Raw genomic sequence first — 15,783 nt, forward strand, 5'->3', positions numbered from 1 at the left:
CTTAACGTTTTTTATGGAAAGAGAGAGGACCCTGTTCGAAGGTCCTTCCCGCTCTGTTTACACCCTTAACCAATCAGTTCAAAGACACCTGCCGCTCCCATTCCGCCGCCGATGCACATGGTGACGATACCGAATTGCTGGTTGCGCCGCTTCATTTCGTGGAGTAGTGACAGAGTCAATTTCGCCCCTGTACAGCCAAGCGGATGACCGAGTGCGATGGCACCGCCGTTCACATTCACCCTGTCTTCGTCGATCCCGAGCTGACGGATGACTTGGATGGATTGCGAAGCGAACGCCTCGTTCAGTTCGAATAATCCGATATCAGACAATTCAAGTCCTGCCATTTTCAATGCACGCGGGATGGCTTCAACAGGACCGATTCCCATAATTTCAGGGGGAACCCCCGCAACGGCAAAACTTCTGAATTTTGCCATCGGCTGTAGTCCGAGACCATCAGCTTTTTCACGATCCATCACCATCACGGCTGCTGCTCCGTCACTTGTCTGTGAAGAGTTCCCTGCTGTTACCGACCCTTTCACATTAAAAGCAGGTCGCAATTTAGCAAGGACGTCGGCACTTGTTGAAGCACGCACGCCTTCGTCTTTAGAGAACTTGAACGTTTTTTCAACCAGCTTGTTATCTTCATTTACTGACCGCTGAACAACATCCACCGGGACTATTTCATCATCGAATTTCCCTTCTGAAATCGCTTTTGCCGCTTTCTGATGGCTTCTCACCGCAAATGCATCCTGATCTTCGCGGGAGACGCCGAATTTCTTCGCCACTTCCTCTGCCGTGTGCCCCATGCTCATGTAGTACTGCGGCGCCGTTTCAGCAAGCTTTGCGTTCGGCCGGACGACGTGGCCCATCATGGGCACAAGACTCATGGATTCAGCTCCGCCGGCAATGGCCGTATCTGAATGTCCAAGCATGATTTTTTCTGCTGCAAAGGCAATGGATTGAAGTCCCGATGAACAGTAGCGATTGATCGTGATGGCAGGAACTGAATCCGGCAGACCTGCAAGTCCCCCGATATTACGTGCCATATTCAATCCCTGCTCTGCTTCCGGCATGGCACATCCGATGATCAGATCGTCAATATTCCCTTCGTAGCTCCCTGCACGTTTCAATGTTTCTTTTACGACAAGTGCTCCAAGATCATCCGGCCTCACTCCGGCCAGCGACCCTTTCCTTGATTTACCGACTGGTGTTCTGGCACCAGCGACTATGACTGCTTCACGCATGATGTTTCCCCCGCTTTCTGGATTGGTTTATAGGCTAGTTGCGTAATGGCTTTCCTTTCACGAGCATATGCTGCATCCGCTGCTGTGACTTCGGCTGGGCGATCAGGCTCAGGAATGCTTCTCTCTCAAGGTCCAATAAATATTGTTCGTCGACTTCTGTTCCGAATGGCACTTTTCCGCCGGCAATCACATAGGCCAGTTTCTTGGCAATCAAGAGATCATGTTCGGAAATGAATCCTGATTGATACATCGACTGTGCTCCCAGCAGCAATGTGCCGTATCCCGTTTCACCTACAACCGGCACCTTCTTGCGGATCGGGGCTTTGTATCCTCGTTCATACAGCGACAGTGCCGCCTGCTTCGCATCATATAATAAGTGATCGCCGTTCACGCTCACTCCATCTGCTTTATTCAGAAAGTTGTTGTCCCTTGCTTCATCTCCTGAAGTCGATACCTTCGCCATGGCAATTGTTTCGAATACTTTGTTCGCAACCTTTTGCAGGTCGAACTCAACACCATTTGGAAGGTTCGCTAAATGCTTCATATAAAGTTCCTTGTTTCCGCCTCCGCCAGGGATCAATCCGACTCCGACTTCCACAAGTCCCATATACGTCTCCATCGATGCCTGGATGTGGGCTGCCGGCAGGCATACTTCACTTCCCCCGCCCAGGGTCATGCCGAATGGTGCTGACACAACCGGCTTCGATGAATACTTGATCTTCATCATTGCCTGCTGGAAATGACGGACGACCATATCAATTTCAAAAACATTATCATCTTGTGCTTCCATCAGGATCATCGCCAGATTGGCACCTACACAGAAGTTCTTCGACTGATTGCCGATGACCAGACCTTTAAAGTTCTTCTCCACTTCATCAACCGCAAAATTGATCATCTGGATGATGTCCAGGCCGATGGCGTTATTTTGAGAGTGGAATTCAAGCAATGCCACACCGTTACCGATGTCTATCAGGCTTGCACCTGTATTTTTCTTGATAAGTTTTCCTTGTTTTTTCAGAAGCTTCAAATCGATCACTTTAGGGTTGCGTTCCACATGCCTGTATTCCCCATTATGGTAGAAAAATAATTCTCCCTCTTCTTCTTTATAGAAATGGGTGTGGCCAGCCTCGAGCATTTCTTCCACCCATTGAGGAACAGAGACCCCGTCTTCCTTCATCCGTGAGACAGATTTCCCTACGCCAATCGCATCCCACGTTTCAAAAGGTCCGAGTTCCCATCCGAATCCCCATCTCATCGCGCGGTCGATGGCAACGATATCATCCGCGATTTCCCCGTGGAGTTTTGCAGAATAGGTCAGGACGGGAGATAAGATGTTCCATAAAAGAGTGCCTGCTTGATCCTTGGCATACACCAAGGATTTGATTTTATTTGGAAGTCCCTTTTCATTCCTGCTCATTTCGATAGATGCTGTCTTCAGCTTATTACGCGGCTGATATTCAAGTGTATCTGTATTTAATTCAAGAATTTCCTTCCCCTGCTTCAGGAAGAAACCCTGTCCGCTCTTGCTTCCCAGCCAGCCGTTCTTAAGCATTTTCTGCATGAAAGCAGGTACCTCGAAAACGTTTTTTTCTTCCCCATCCACCTGGTCATAGACGTTCTTCGCAACGTGGGCGAATGTATCAAGCCCGACTACATCCAATGTGCGGAATGTCGCACTCTTCGGTCTGCCGATCGCCGGACCTGTGATCGAATCCACTTCACCTACACTGTAGCCGCCTTTAAGCATCTCCTGCACAGTGACAAGCAAGCCGTACGTTCCAATTCGGTTGGCGATGAAGTTCGGGGTATCCTTTGCCAGTACAACGCCTTTTCCAAGGACATCTTCACCGAAGACTTTCATGAACTCCACTACGTCCGAATCGGTCTTCCCTGTCGGAATCACTTCAAGAAGCTTCAGGTAGCGGGGAGGATTAAAGAAGTGGGTTCCAAGGAAGTGCTTCTGGAAATCCTCAGAACGGCCTTCTATCATTGCTTCGACAGAGATCCCCGATGTATTGGAGCTGACGATGCTCCCCTGTTTTCGGTAACTTTCAACCTGTTCGAATACTTTTTTCTTAATGTCAAGATTCTCCACGACCACTTCGATGATCCAATCGCACTCCCCGATTTTTTCCATATCATCTTCAAAATTCCCTGCGGTAATCAGAGATAGATTTTGTTTTGATGTTAGAGGAGCAGGTTTTTGCTTCAATAATTTTTTTAAAGCGTTTTCAGTTAATCTGTTGCGAAACGCTTTGCTTTCTTCTGCCAGACCCTTTGCTTTATCTTCGTCCGTTAATTCACGCGGTACGATGTCTAGTAACATAGTCGGGATGCCGATATTCGCTAAATGAGCGGCTATTCCCGAACCCATAACTCCTGATCCCAGCACTGCTGCTTTCTGAATTCTGCGAGTCAATGTGATTTCCCCCTTTGTTGGAACTGATATTGATTTCTTTACAACCTATTTTGATTGGATGTGAAGATTTGAGATGTTTGGACAACTTTGAATGAATACTCATTCATTTTTTACTCAAAAAAAAGACTCAAGTGAGTTTCTGTTATCTATAATATATCGGATTTTCTAAAATATCGCAATATTTAAACGTTTAAAAATGAATAATTTTTACAAAAAAATTTCAAGTCATAAACTTCTTCCTTCTGGGACAATTTATAAATGGAGGTGTTTTTTCATGGCGAAACGCAAAAAAGATCCTTCAAGAGCAGGAGTGAGTGCTGCCAGCATTAAAGGCGACGCCGGTCCGACAGTCGAAGCGGACGGCGCCGGTAAGGTAAACAGTCAAAATAATCAATTCAAGAAGCAATAGCGGATGATCACAGGTGTCCCTGACGGCGCCTGTGATCATTTTTGCCATTTAGGCGCACTGTTCCTACCCTCCTTCGTAGCGGGTCCTTCGTTTCCTGCCGTTACAATGAGCTTTAAAAAACAATGTATTGAAATGCAGAAATTAACTTTGCTTCCCCGTACGTTTTCGAGTAAACTTAGTATATTGCTTTCAGTTGTCAGACCTCCTACTTTAATGAGCAGGGAGTCGACAAGCGGCTATTTTTGATAACGTTTACAGATAAGGGGAGAATTACGATGATGCTTCGAAGATCAGCATTTTTTACTGTAGGATTGTTCATTTTGACGATGGGTGTATCGTTGATCATTAAATCAGGGCTTGGCGCTTCTGCATGGGATGCCCTTGCAGTGGGTCAGTCGAAGATGTTTGATATTACAGTCGGCACAGCAGTGTTCACCAACGGGATCGTGCTGATCGCCCTCAATGCCATCATTATGAAAAAGAGACCTGATGTGCTGGCGACGCTGACGATCTTTGTCATTGGATTATTGATTGATTTCTGGTTATTGATTATCTTAAGTGATTTTGCTCCTGTTATGATGGTCAATCAATTCATCGCACTTGGAATCGGTATCCTTACAGTCGGTCTTGGTGTCGCGATCTACTTGCAGGCGAAGTTTCCTGCCAGCCCAATGGACACGCTTATGGTGGCCATTCATACGAGATTCGGCTTGAACCTCCGCAATTCCAGGATCATCAGTGAAGGATTTGCCTTAACACTTGCATTCCTGTTCAAAGGGGATATCGGCATCGGCACAATCCTCGTGACTGTACTATTAGGCTTTGTCGTTCAGTTCATGTATCCGATCTTCGAGCAATTATTTGAGAAAAAGTCAATTCCCAAAGCAGCTGTATCTGCTGAATAAACAGCAAAAGGATGAAATCCAATCGATTTCATCCTTTTTTAATACAACTATCCGCAGCCCCTTTTTATATTAAATACAAGCTGAAAAGTGATAAGATAAATCTATTATTCTATTTCATTTAGGAGCGTAATGTATGCTGCAGGTTCTGAATAAAAAACTGGAGAAGCTTATGCCGTTCATCACACCTTCTTCGGTTGTGATCGGTGTGTTTTTTGCTCAATATTTATCGTCTTTCACTTACATCGTGCCTTGGGTATTTGCCTTCATGACTTTTTCGGGCAGCCTGAGTTCAAATTTCAATTCACTTCAAAGGGCTTTTAAATTTCCGCTTCCGCTGTTGACAGCCTTGCTGATCCTCCATATCATCATGCCGCTGTGGGCTTTCGGTATGGGAAGCATCGCATTTCCCGGAGATGGGCTGACGGTAACAGGTTTGCTGCTTGCCATGGTGATTCCGACCGGGATAACCAGCTTTGTCTGGGTGACCATCTATAAAGGGAACATCGGTCTCGCCCTTTCCATCATTTTGGTCGATACCATCCTTTCCCCTTTCATTGTTCCTGCCAGCCTTTCCCTGATCGTCGGGCAAAAAGTTGAAATGAACAGCTGGAGCATCATGAGCGGGTTGGTATGGATGGTGGTGATCCCGTCAATCGCCGGCATGCTTTGCAATCATCTGACGAAGGGGACCATCAAAGAGACTGTGGGCAGATGCCTCTCCCCTTTTTCCAAAATCGGCATAGGGGTTGTGGTAGCCATCAACAGCTCTGCTGTTGCACCCTATTTATTGGAGCTTAGCTGGAAGCTGTTCCTCATCGCTTTTGTTGTGTTGTTCATTGCCTTTTCGGGATTCGCCATCGCCTGGCTGCTCGGAACGCTTTTCAAACAATCGAGGGAAACGAAAGCGAGTCTTCTGTTCACTGGGGGAATGAGAAACATCAGTGCGGGAGCAGTCATTGCCGTACAATACTTTCCGGCGGCTGTTGCGGTCCCGGTCGTGATCGGCATGCTCTTCCAGCAGGTCCTCGCCTCCCTGTTCGGCTTTTTGTTCCACCGTCATGAGTTGAAAATGAAAGCATAATACGAAAAGTGGAAGCGCCTTGTTAAGCCCCGACATAGACGTTTTAAGGCTGGCCGGTGACTTCATTGGGCGGACTGGAAGTCTCGAGGGGCTGGGCAATGGTGCCTGGCCATTTCTCAAAATATGTCTTGTCATTCAAAAAAGGACCTGATCACAGGTCCTTTTTTGTTGAGCTGTCTTTTGATTCGGTTTCCGGTTCACGTTCCCCGGCCACATCTGCATCTCGTTCCGATTGTGATTGAGGCACCCTGCCACCTTTCCCATTCTGCTCCGTTTCATTTCCCAAATCCGATTGGAGTTGAGTTTCCCGCACTGAATTCCGTTCCTGCTCAAACTCCTCTTTGGGTTCTTTCTTCGCATTAAGCAAGTGGTTTATATGCTTTCTCTGACTTTTACTTGCGAGTACATACAACGTATCGTCAGCCTTGATGATGGTATTACCCGTCGGTGTGATTAGATCATTTTCCCTTATGACGGCAGAAATCAATGTTTTTTCCGGAAGGTCGATGTCTTTGATGGCCATTCCGGTGATAAACGCTTCGTCATTGATATGGACTTCTATCATTTCATTCTTTGTTTTCCCGATGCTCACTAATTCAATCGTGTGCGCAAGCGGAGGTTTATCCTTGCCGGAAAGCTTAAGATAATTTGCAAGCGGTGTGATGGTAGAGCCTTGTATCAAAGCGGATAAAAGGACGACGAAGAACACCACATTGAAAATGATCTCACTGTTCTCGATCCCCGCTACCATCGGGAACGTGGCAAGAACGATTGGAACGGCCCCCTTGAGCCCTGCCCATGAAATGAAGAATTTTTCTTTCGTATTAAAGGTTTTACCGAACGCCAGACTGATGTAGACCCCCAGCGGCCTTGCCACGAAAATCAGGAGGATCGATAACAGGATTCCCTGAAGTGCGATTCCTGGCAGGTGCTGCGGAAATACAAGCAGACCGAGCAGGATAAACATGACAATCTGCAGCATCCATGCAAATCCTTCATTGAATCTGAGGATGGAGTGACGGTAAGTGAGTTCACGATTTCCTAAGATGATCGCCATGACATATACCGCAAGCAGGCCGCTCGCATCAAGGAGGGATGTCATCGCATAGGCAAGGATTGCCAATGCGACGGATAGGACAGGGTATAGCCCTGAAGAATCCAGATTGATTCTGTTAATGATCCAGACAGAGACCAATCCGAAAAGAATTCCGAATACAAGTCCCATACCCATCTGCCAGAAGAAACTTAAAATAAGATTGAGTGGATTTAAGTTCGGAAATTGAATCAATTGTAAAAATGCTACGGTCAAGAAAATGGCCATAGGATCGTTACTGCCAGACTCTGCCTCCAATGTGGATGAAATTTTCGGTTTGATATTTTTGTTGCCCAATACCGAAAATACAGCTGCAGCATCTGTCGAACCAACGATGGCACCAAACAGCATGCCTTCCAGCCAGCTTAGGTCCAGGATGAATTTAGCCGCGACCCCGATGGAAAGGGTCGTCACCAGCACCCCGATTGTAGCAAGTGATAACGACGGTTTATATACACTTTTCACACTGCTCCACTTCGTCTGAAGTCCACCCTCAAACAAGATGATGATCAGCGCAATCGTACCGATGAATTGGGTGATATGTGCATTATCGAAGAAAAAGTATGTATTCAGGATCATACCGACAGCAATGAAGAGAATGAGTGAGGGTACCCCTAAACTCGAGGAGAATTTAGCAAAAAGGACTCCGATTAAAAGAAGGAGCGCAAGAAGGAATGAAACATTTTCGATAGAAAAATCCATTTAATCGCCTCGTATAAGTATTGATGATATGTTTAATTATACTCTATTGTGAATAATGTCACAAATAATATGCACCGATAATCATGAACATTCATATTAAGGATTTTCCTTCAAATTTAAAAAAGAGGTTGGGACAAAACAACTATACCTAGAGACGAACACTCCAGTGTACTCTGCACACCGCTAATGATTTCCGTGCAAGACTTCGCTTTCCGCGGGTAGCCCGTGAGCCTCCTCGTCACATTCGTTCCTGCGGGTAAGAAAAGTGGAGGGGCTTTGCTCAGTGGCGTGTGGCATAAGGCGACTCTTCCCGCAGGAGTCTCCGTCTTGCACTCCAATCAACCGCTGGAACAAGCTAAAAACTAAATGAACGTTACAAAAATAATAAAAACCCGAACCTACTTGAATCCTGGAATTCAAATTAGAACGAGTTTTACTTTGACTAAAACACCTGTGTCCCAGCCTCTCCTTGCCAATTGCTTTATTTGTTTTTCATTACACCCTTCAATACGAATGCCACGTTTGCAGGTCTTTCGGCAAGCCTTCTCATGAAATAGCCATACCAGTCTGTCCCATAAGGAACATAGACACGCATTTTGTAGCCTTCTTTGACCAGCTGGTGCTGACGCTCGACACAGATACCGAACAGCATCTGGAATTCGAATTGATCTCTTGGAATATTATGTTCTTCTGCAAGCTGTTTTGTATACTCGATGATCTTATCGTCATGAGTGGCAATTGCAGTGTAATTACCGTTGAGCATATGCATCTTGATGATTTTCTTGAAGTTTTCATCCACATCTTTTTTCTCAGGGAACGCAACTTTAGGCGACTCTTTGTAAGCACCTTTCACAAGACGAAGATTGGGGGAATACGCATTTAACTCTTCCATATCCTTCTCTGTCCGATAAAGATAAGCTTGAATAACAGTACCGATGTTGTCGTACTCTGATTTCAATGTCTTAAAGATTTCGAGCGTCTTGCCGCATCGTGAATAATCCTCCATATCGATGGTTACAAAGACATCATGCTTCTTTGCTTCCTCCAGGATCATTCTCATATTCTTTGTAACGACATCCTCTTTAAGATCAAGTCCCATAGAAGTCATTTTGAGAGACAATTGAGATTGTAGTTTCTCCCTGCCAATCGCACGGACGGCTTCTACACATTCAAGGGCCATTTCATTGGCTTCCTCTACGTTATCCACAAACTCTCCCAAATAATCAATCGTTACGACAAGATTCTGTTTATTCAATTCACGAATGACATCGACCGCTTGTTCTATTGAAGAACCGGCAACAAATCTGGCCGCACCGAAACGCAGACCATACCTCTTAGCCAGTTTAGTGATCGGCTTGTTTTTAGAAAGGAATAAAAAGAAATTACGCATTGCTTGCTCCATGTTGCTACCTCCCTGAAAAGAACATATATGCCATACTATGAAAACGTTTACTTTCCTGTCAAAAAAAGAAACGTTTCGATTAGTATTTTATTTACCAACATTCTATCACCTATTAAACATTTTGAATATACTTTTGTTACTTTCTTAGTAGAAAATTTTCAAATTTTGAAAGCGGTGTATAACATGCTGTAAATGTCGCAGAATAACCATTGGCAAGGCGTTTATGATGCTTGTTTAAACAACGGGCACGTTAGGAATAAATACCTAATTTTACCTGTAAATAAAGGAGGAATACAAGATGCAGCAACAACAGCCTCAACAAGGTAATCAGCAGCAAACATACACACAGCCGCCACAATTGTTAACAACCAAGGATTCCCTTTATCTCAATGACATGCTTGCATGGAACCTGAATGCCATGAAAAAGTGTCATTTCGCGGCTTCCCAATGTCAGGACCAGGAAATCAAGGCGGAGCTCGATAAGTGCGGGCAAATGCATCAGCGTCACTATGAGCAGTTATTGGCCCACTTGAATACGTCAAACACCAACCAGGGCATGATGTAGAAAGGAGATCTGACTATGAACCAGCAAAATCAGCAAAAAATCCAAAATCCGCAGACTCAGGTACCGTCCACACCGCAAATGAATGACCGAGACTTCATCACGGACGTGCTTTCACATGAAAAATACATGACAGCCTCTTATTGCACAGCCCTTAACGAAGCCAGTCACCAGGCCCTTTATCAGGATTTGCTGACGATCTTCAACGAAACACAAAACGCACAACGCGAACTTTACAATGAAATGTTCCGTAAAGGCTGGTACAAGCTGGAAGCAGCTGACAGCCAAAAAATCCAGCAGTCCTACCAGCAGCATCAGCAGTACTCATCCCAATTCCCTTATGGAACCGCTGGCGGCGGACCGCTGCAATAAGTTTTTGAATAGGCGACCTCCTTATAGCGGGGGTCGTTTATTTATAGATTCGGGGATGGGAAGAAAAATCATTAAAACTAGTTTAAAAATCACCTTATTTCCTAACAATTATCCACTTCAGTACAGCTGGTACCTTTAAAATACTCTCTTATGCCTGTCCATACCCATTAAGAGGACTTTTATTTTCAAACCGACTTTAATACATTTATTTTCAACAACTTTACCTATTTTACTTTCAACTCAGCTTCTTCCAAAATAAAAAGCACCCTTCTCAAAAGGGTACTCCTCATCACAATTCTATTCTTCCCGCTTCCGGCGGTTCATTTCTTCACGATGTGCTTCGTTCAATTCTTTGATTTCGCCGACGATTTTTTTCATTTCGTCTTTGCCGTCAGGATAGAGTGAGTTCCAGTGCTTCACGAGAGAAGGCATATTCTTGGCGATGAACGTGTAGAGTGCATATTGGCCGACCATTTCTTTTTTCTCGGGAGAAGTCTCTCCGACCAGAAGCTCGGTATACTTATCCAGAAGTGCATCAAACTGTTTCGGAAATTCGCTCATAATATTGTAGAACCCCCTATTATATACTGGTTAACCGCTTCACCCTGCATGTCTGCGGGCAGCTCTTGCAGCGGAATTGTTCTCCATTCTCAAGTTGATAAGAAAAACAGCACGTCTTCCGCACCCGGATTTCATCTTCGAGTCCTTCCACTTTGACTTTTTCAGTATAATATCTGCTCAGTGGATTCTGATTATACGACCCGAACCAGTGACTGTTCTCAGCATTAAGTAATTGGGCAAAATCGCTTTTTTTCTTATCCAGCATGCATTCATCGGTAACAAACGCATCGTTTTCATAGATCCAGAAGAGATAGACCGCAATATTCTCCCACAATATCAGATTGGAAAGCTTTACGGATCTCTTTATCACACCGATGATTTTATCAAGGTGCTTACTGAACAGCGCCACCATGAACTCTTCTTTTTCAGACCAGCTGGTAAATTCCTTGACAGTTGAATCCTTTAAATAAAACTGCGGCAGCCACAAACCCTTATCATTTACGTAATCGACCAGCACAAGATTTTCCGGGGACAGATTCAGTTTACGATTCCAGAAGGTTGCAGCGAGCATCCCCATTGCTGCGACGAATGCATAACGCTTCATTAAGAGAGATGCTGCTGTCTTCAAGTCACTGGCGCCCATCATGGAGATGCGGTCTTTAAGATAACTCAGCATTCTCTGTTCATCTAAAAGTTCACTTGCATTAATCCCATCCGAAGCAGCAGGAACACCTCGATGAAAGCGATACTGTTTCAGGAGCCCCCATTGCTCTTCAGTGAGTGAAGCTTGCATCATACAGGCTCGCCTATCTGTTTAAGTATGCATCTTCCTTTGCCGAACGGGATGCATAGCGGTGTACCGAATAACGGATCACTAGTTACCTGACAATCCATGTCAAAAACATTCTTCACCAGTTCGCAGCTGATGATGCTCTCCGGTTTTCCCTGGGCAAAGATTTTCTGATCGCGGATCGCCACGATATTATGAGCGTAGCGGCAGGCAAGGTTCAAGTCATGGAGCACCATGACGATTGTACGGTCTTCCTTTTCGTTCAGCTCGAATAACAGATCGAGGATTTCGATTTGATGCGTCATATCCAGGTAAGTCGTCGGTTCATCGAGCAGGATGATATCCGTATCCTGTGCAAGGGTGAGGGCGATCCAGGCACGCTGGCGCTGTCCGCCTGACAGTTCGTCGACTTTGCGGTGCTGCAGCTCTTCCATTTTGGTTGCCCTCAATGCGTCTTGCACGATTTCTTCATCCTCATGCGACCATTGTTTCAGCCATGTCTGATGAGGGTATCTTCCCTGCTTTACCAATTGCAGTACGGTCAATCCTTCAGGAGCTGTCGGCGACTGGGGAAGGATGGCCATTTTACGTGCAACTTCTTTAGTGGACAGTTTTGCAATGGCATCCCCTTCTAAAAGAACAGACCCCTGCTTCGGCTTCAATAACCGTGCGATGGAACGCAGCAAAGTTGATTTCCCGCATCCGTTCCCACCGATGAATACGGTGATTTCTCCTTTTGGAATCTCAATATTCAATTCATCGATTATCGTTCTATCACCATAAGCCAGGGTTAAGTCTTTCGTTTGCAGCATGCTCATTAGCGGCCAACTCCTTAAGAATTTCTCGTTTTAAATAATAGATAAATAAAATACGGTGCACCGATCGCAGCGGTAAATACTCCTGCAGGAACCTCCAAAGGAAGGAAAAGTGTGCGCCCGATCAGGTCGGCGACCATCACGAGTATCCCTCCGATAAAGGCGGACGCCGGCAGCAGCGCCCCGTAAGAAGATCCTACCAGCCTTCTTGCCATATGAGGAGCCATCAAGCCGACAAAGCCGATACCTCCCGCGAAAGATACCGCTCCACCTACTAAGACAGTGGCCATGAGAAGAAGGAAGAACCGCTGTCGTTGAACACTCCCTCCGACTCCTTTGGCCATCTCTTCTCCAAGTTCCTGGATATTCAATTGCCGTGTAATGAAAAAGCTTATAAGAATGAACACGATACTCCATGGCAAGAGTATTCCTACATCCTGCCAATCAGATCCGTTCACTGTACCCGTGATCCAAATATTCGCCTGACTTGCCCTGTAAATGGGACCCATGATCATCAAGAGGGCGGTCAGTGCCTGTGTCAGGGCCGATATCCCGATGCCGATCAGGACGAGCCTGACCGGGGAGACTCCTTTTCTCCATGCCAGGAAATAGACGAGGAACGCAATCGCTGCTGCGCCGATAAATGCTGCAACAGGCATCCATTGAATACTTACAGGCAGCGTCCCATCTTCATTGCTGAAGAGGGTTAAGAATGCGACGACTGCGGCTCCCGCTCCCCCTGTGATTCCAATGATATCCGGTGAAGCAAGCGGATTTCTTATCATTCCCTGGAGAATGCCGCCAGCAACCGCCAGGGCCATCCCTGCAAGGAGGGCAATGATGATACGGGGCAGCCGGAATGATTTCACGACCAGCTGTTCAAGGCTCGTGCCTCCGCCAAAAAAGACATTCACAACATTCCATGGGGCAATCTTCATGTCCCCTATTCCTGTACTCACGATCAATACAAGTATTCCTAACAGTCCCAATATCATTACTTTTTTCAAAGCAGACATATCTACCAGGAATGATATCCGGTCCTTGAACCAACGTTTTCCTATGAATCTATTCATTTTAGAACCCCTTCCTGGCAACATACACGAAGAATGGTGCGCCGATGACTGCGGTCATGACTCCTACAGGCACCTCTTGGGGCATGATAATGTAGCGTGCTGCAATATCAGCTGTCAACAGTAGAATAGCACCCAATAAACCTGCATAAGGGATGAGCCACTTATGATCGACACCGATCACCTTTCTTGCCAGATGGGGAATGACAATACCGATAAAACCAATAGGGCCCGCAATCGCGACAGAACCCCCTGCCAGAAGGACGACGATCAACAGCGAAAGAAACTTAATAAGGTTGGTTTTCAACCCAAGGCCCTTGGCTACATCTTCACCCATTGCTAATATATTCATCTTGCCTGCGAGTATGAGTGCACCTGTCCACCCTATAAGGATGTATGGAAAAACTCCGCTTAAAATATCGAGGCTCCTCCCCTGCACGGATCCTGCCAGCCAGAAGAGCACCTGTTCAAGCGCTGATTCATCCAGTACCAGCAATCCTTGGGTGAACGACGAAAACATGGCCGTTATTGCAGCCCCCGCAAGCGTCATTTTCATCGGTGTTAGTCCGTTATTACCGGCAGCACTGATAGCAAATACGCCAAAAGCGGCGATTGCAGCTCCAAAGAACGAAAGCCACGTAAATGTCTGAAGGTCGGAAACCCCAAACAATGTCACTGCCAGGACGACCATGAAACCGCCGCCAGCATTGATTCCGAAAATACCGGGTGATGCAAGCGGGTTCTTCGTCAATGTCTGCATAAGGACACCGGAAATAGCAAGGGAAGCTCCGACAGCGGCAGCAATCAGTGCCCTTGGAAGACGGATCGTCTGCAGCACCAGATGTTCAGTCGACTGAGTCGGGTTCGTAAACGCTTCAAGCGCTGTTTTCCAAGAAGTATCCGTGTATCCATAGACGATGCTCATTCCGATGCACAAGACAAGGATAAGGATAGTTCCTATAAATAGAAGAAATTGTTTTTGCGTTTTGATCATATGTTTACCTTTCCGGTCACTGTATAAATAGTTACTCTTATTCTTATTCTCTTCTTATTTTAGAGAAGATTGGGAAAGCCGTCAATGACTTTGAAAATCATTATCATTTAGTTGTTGACAATGAAAACCTTCTCAATTATGATTATGTTTGTGAATGATAATCATTATCAGTCAAACAAATCTTAGGGGGATTTATACATATGAAATTAAGAAGTTTATTATCGTTACTGCTGATTACTTCTCTTCTTTTCCTTGCTGCTTGCGGCAATAAAGAAGAAGAAAAGTCTTCAGGAAGTGATTCTGACAAGAAAGAAGAAACTTATACAGTAGAACATGCAATGGGTACCACTGAAATCAAAGGAACGCCTGAAAAAGTCGTCATCCTTACAAATGAAGGAACCGAAGCTCTTTTGGAATTGGGTGTCACTCCTGTCGGTGCCGTACAATCTTGGACCGGTGACCCTTGGTATGAACATATCGCAGAAGACATGAAAGATGTTGAAGTGGTTGGTACGGAAAGTGAATTGAACATCGAAGCGATCGCAAAGCTTCAGCCGGATCTTATCATCGGAACGAAACTGCGTCAGGAAGAGCAATACAACCAATTGAAAGAAATTGCTCCAACCGTCATGTCCGAAACCCTTAAAGGGAATTGGAAAGAAAACTTTAAGCTATACTCCAAAGCATTGAACAAAGAAGAAGAAGGCAAAGAAGTCATTGCCCAGTATGATCAGCGCATTGAAGACTTAAAAGGCAAACTTGGCGATAAGCTGAATCAGGAAATTTCCATGGTCCGTTTCCTTGCAGGAGATGTACGTATTTATCATAAGGATTCCTTCTCCGGTGTCATCCTTGATCAATTAGGATTTGCACGTCCTGAAGGCCAGGATGTGAATGACTTTGCTGAAAAAGGCGTGACGAAAGAAAGAATCCCGGCAATGGATGGAGATGTTCTCTTCTATTTCACCTATGAAACAGGTGACGGAGAAGCCAACAAGTTAGCTGAAGAATGGATCAATGATCCGTTATTCAAGAATCTTGAAGCTGCCAAAGCAGGCAACGTCCACGAAGTCAGCGATGCAATCTGGAACACTGCAGGCGGTGTCATTGCTGCGAACAAAATGCTCGATGATATTGAAAAATATTTCTTGGAGCAATAAATATTACTGAAGACCAGGGATGATTCCCTGGTCTTTTTTTATTAGATGTTCACCAAATAGTATGTGCCGCACTGAGAGTCTTGCACGGAAATTAAAAGCGATACAAAAGTTCCTATTACACAGAAATATTGGTCCCCTTCACATTTTACAACCTCACTTCAACTTTTCATAATTCTCCCTTTTTCGGAAACACTACTGAATACA

Annotated in this window: 15 protein-coding genes; 6 read left to right on the forward strand and 9 right to left on the reverse strand. The window is 45.3% G+C overall.

All coding sequences use genetic code 11. The annotated features are described in order from the left end of the window. Nucleotides 1-65: 65 nt before the first annotated feature. Together V6B33_RS03865 and V6B33_RS03870 are read right to left on the reverse strand one after the other, a co-directional pair. On the reverse strand, nt 66-1,244 hold the full coding sequence (locus V6B33_RS03865; protein ID WP_334216443.1) for an acetyl-CoA C-acetyltransferase: 1,179 nt from the start codon (nt 1,242-1,244) through the stop codon (nt 66-68). A gap of 34 nt (nt 1,245-1,278) precedes the next feature. Next, the gene (locus V6B33_RS03870; protein WP_334216444.1) at nt 1,279-3,663 is read right to left on the reverse strand and encodes a 3-hydroxyacyl-CoA dehydrogenase/enoyl-CoA hydratase family protein; all 2,385 of its coding nucleotides are present in this window, start codon (nt 3,661-3,663) and stop codon (nt 1,279-1,281) included. A gap of 274 nt (nt 3,664-3,937) precedes the next feature. Here V6B33_RS03870 and V6B33_RS03875 point away from each other — a divergent pair, with 274 nt between their 5' ends. The 3 genes from V6B33_RS03875 (at nt 3,938) to V6B33_RS03885 (ending at nt 6,058) form a co-directional block, all read left to right on the forward strand. Then, entirely contained in the window at nt 3,938-4,072 is a 135-nt protein-coding gene (locus V6B33_RS03875; protein WP_334216445.1) for a YuzL family protein, read from the forward strand. Between the two features lie 275 nt (nt 4,073-4,347). Beyond that, a complete protein-coding gene (locus V6B33_RS03880; RefSeq protein WP_334216446.1) occupies nt 4,348-4,977 on the forward strand; it encodes a YczE/YyaS/YitT family protein in 630 nt (209 codons plus the stop codon). 133 nt (nt 4,978-5,110) lie between these two features. Then, nucleotides 5,111-6,058: a bile acid:sodium symporter family protein gene (locus V6B33_RS03885; RefSeq protein ID WP_334216447.1), complete on the forward strand. Its 948-nt coding sequence runs from the start codon at nt 5,111-5,113 to the stop codon at nt 6,056-6,058. Between the two features lie 151 nt (nt 6,059-6,209). On the opposite strand, the gene V6B33_RS03890 is transcribed toward V6B33_RS03885, so the two are convergent. Together V6B33_RS03890 and V6B33_RS03895 are read right to left on the reverse strand one after the other, a co-directional pair. Further along, nucleotides 6,210-7,853, reverse strand: coding sequence for a potassium/proton antiporter (locus V6B33_RS03890; RefSeq protein WP_334216448.1), 1,644 nt, complete (start codon nt 7,851-7,853; stop codon nt 6,210-6,212). A 481-nt stretch (nt 7,854-8,334) separates the two neighbouring features. Further along, nucleotides 8,335-9,255: a proline dehydrogenase gene (locus V6B33_RS03895; RefSeq protein WP_334216449.1), complete on the reverse strand. Its 921-nt coding sequence runs from the start codon at nt 9,253-9,255 to the stop codon at nt 8,335-8,337. A 298-nt stretch (nt 9,256-9,553) separates the two neighbouring features. On the opposite strand from V6B33_RS03895, the gene V6B33_RS03900 reads away from it, so the two are divergent. Both V6B33_RS03900 and V6B33_RS03905 read left to right on the forward strand, forming a co-directional pair. Then, the gene (locus V6B33_RS03900) at nt 9,554-9,820 is read left to right on the forward strand and encodes a hypothetical protein (RefSeq protein WP_334216450.1); all 267 of its coding nucleotides are present in this window, start codon (nt 9,554-9,556) and stop codon (nt 9,818-9,820) included. A 15-nt stretch (nt 9,821-9,835) separates the two neighbouring features. Further along, complete coding sequence (locus V6B33_RS03905) at nt 9,836-10,189, forward strand: spore coat protein (protein WP_334216451.1); 354 nt, start codon at nt 9,836-9,838, stop codon at nt 10,187-10,189. Between the two features lie 297 nt (nt 10,190-10,486). On the opposite strand, the gene V6B33_RS03910 is transcribed toward V6B33_RS03905, so the two are convergent. From V6B33_RS03910 to V6B33_RS03930, 5 genes are read right to left on the reverse strand one after another with little or no spacing between them, the layout of a single operon-like run. After that, nucleotides 10,487-10,750 carry a DUF2573 family protein gene (locus V6B33_RS03910; protein ID WP_334216452.1) on the reverse strand — a complete coding sequence of 88 codons (264 nt, stop codon included), beginning with the start codon at nt 10,748-10,750 and terminating at the stop codon, nt 10,487-10,489. Nucleotides 10,751-10,769: 19 nt separating this feature from the next. Continuing rightward, complete coding sequence (locus V6B33_RS03915) at nt 10,770-11,546, reverse strand: IucA/IucC family C-terminal-domain containing protein (protein WP_334216453.1); 777 nt, start codon at nt 11,544-11,546, stop codon at nt 10,770-10,772. After that, nucleotides 11,543-12,358 (reverse strand): ABC transporter ATP-binding protein, encoded by an 816-nt coding sequence (locus tag V6B33_RS03920; RefSeq protein WP_334216454.1) that lies wholly within the window; start codon nt 12,356-12,358, stop codon nt 11,543-11,545. Before V6B33_RS03920 ends, V6B33_RS03915 begins: the two co-directional genes overlap by 4 nt. A gap of 14 nt (nt 12,359-12,372) precedes the next feature. After that, complete coding sequence (locus V6B33_RS03925; protein ID WP_334216455.1) at nt 12,373-13,428, reverse strand: FecCD family ABC transporter permease; 1,056 nt, start codon at nt 13,426-13,428, stop codon at nt 12,373-12,375. A 1-nt stretch (nt 13,429) separates the two neighbouring features. After that, nucleotides 13,430-14,419: a FecCD family ABC transporter permease gene (locus tag V6B33_RS03930; protein ID WP_334216456.1), complete on the reverse strand. Its 990-nt coding sequence runs from the start codon at nt 14,417-14,419 to the stop codon at nt 13,430-13,432. 200 nt (nt 14,420-14,619) lie between these two features. On the opposite strand from V6B33_RS03930, the gene V6B33_RS03935 reads away from it, so the two are divergent. Beyond that, complete coding sequence (locus V6B33_RS03935) at nt 14,620-15,579, forward strand: ABC transporter substrate-binding protein (protein WP_334216457.1); 960 nt, start codon at nt 14,620-14,622, stop codon at nt 15,577-15,579. The last annotated feature ends 204 nt before the right edge of the window (nt 15,580-15,783 follow it).

Source organism: Mangrovibacillus sp. Mu-81 (genome assembly GCF_036867415.1).
GTDB lineage: Bacteria > Bacillota > Bacilli > Bacillales > Bacillaceae_B > Rossellomorea.

What these genes read in the sequence shown, in the direction of transcription:
- V6B33_RS03865 (WP_334216443.1), bottom strand. Translation starts at nt 1,244, where the DNA reads ATGCGTGAAGCAGTCATAGTCGCTGGTGCCAGAACACCAGTCGGTAAA.
- V6B33_RS03875 (WP_334216445.1), top strand. Translation starts at nt 3,938, where the DNA reads ATGGCGAAACGCAAAAAAGATCCTTCAAGAGCAGGAGTGAGTGCTGCC.
- V6B33_RS03880 (WP_334216446.1), top strand. Translation starts at nt 4,348, where the DNA reads ATGATGCTTCGAAGATCAGCATTTTTTACTGTAGGATTGTTCATTTTG.
- V6B33_RS03885 (WP_334216447.1), top strand. Translation starts at nt 5,111, where the DNA reads ATGCTGCAGGTTCTGAATAAAAAACTGGAGAAGCTTATGCCGTTCATC.
- V6B33_RS03890 (WP_334216448.1), bottom strand. Translation starts at nt 7,853, where the DNA reads ATGGATTTTTCTATCGAAAATGTTTCATTCCTTCTTGCGCTCCTTCTT.
- V6B33_RS03895 (WP_334216449.1), bottom strand. Translation starts at nt 9,255, where the DNA reads ATGGAGCAAGCAATGCGTAATTTCTTTTTATTCCTTTCTAAAAACAAG.
- V6B33_RS03900 (WP_334216450.1), top strand. Translation starts at nt 9,554, where the DNA reads ATGCAGCAACAACAGCCTCAACAAGGTAATCAGCAGCAAACATACACA.
- V6B33_RS03905 (WP_334216451.1), top strand. Translation starts at nt 9,836, where the DNA reads ATGAACCAGCAAAATCAGCAAAAAATCCAAAATCCGCAGACTCAGGTA.
- V6B33_RS03910 (WP_334216452.1), bottom strand. Translation starts at nt 10,750, where the DNA reads ATGAGCGAATTTCCGAAACAGTTTGATGCACTTCTGGATAAGTATACC.
- V6B33_RS03915 (WP_334216453.1), bottom strand. Translation starts at nt 11,546, where the DNA reads ATGATGCAAGCTTCACTCACTGAAGAGCAATGGGGGCTCCTGAAACAG.
- V6B33_RS03920 (WP_334216454.1), bottom strand. Translation starts at nt 12,358, where the DNA reads ATGAGCATGCTGCAAACGAAAGACTTAACCCTGGCTTATGGTGATAGA.
- V6B33_RS03925 (WP_334216455.1), bottom strand. Translation starts at nt 13,428, where the DNA reads ATGAATAGATTCATAGGAAAACGTTGGTTCAAGGACCGGATATCATTC.
- V6B33_RS03930 (WP_334216456.1), bottom strand. Translation starts at nt 14,419, where the DNA reads ATGATCAAAACGCAAAAACAATTTCTTCTATTTATAGGAACTATCCTT.
- V6B33_RS03935 (WP_334216457.1), top strand. Translation starts at nt 14,620, where the DNA reads ATGAAATTAAGAAGTTTATTATCGTTACTGCTGATTACTTCTCTTCTT.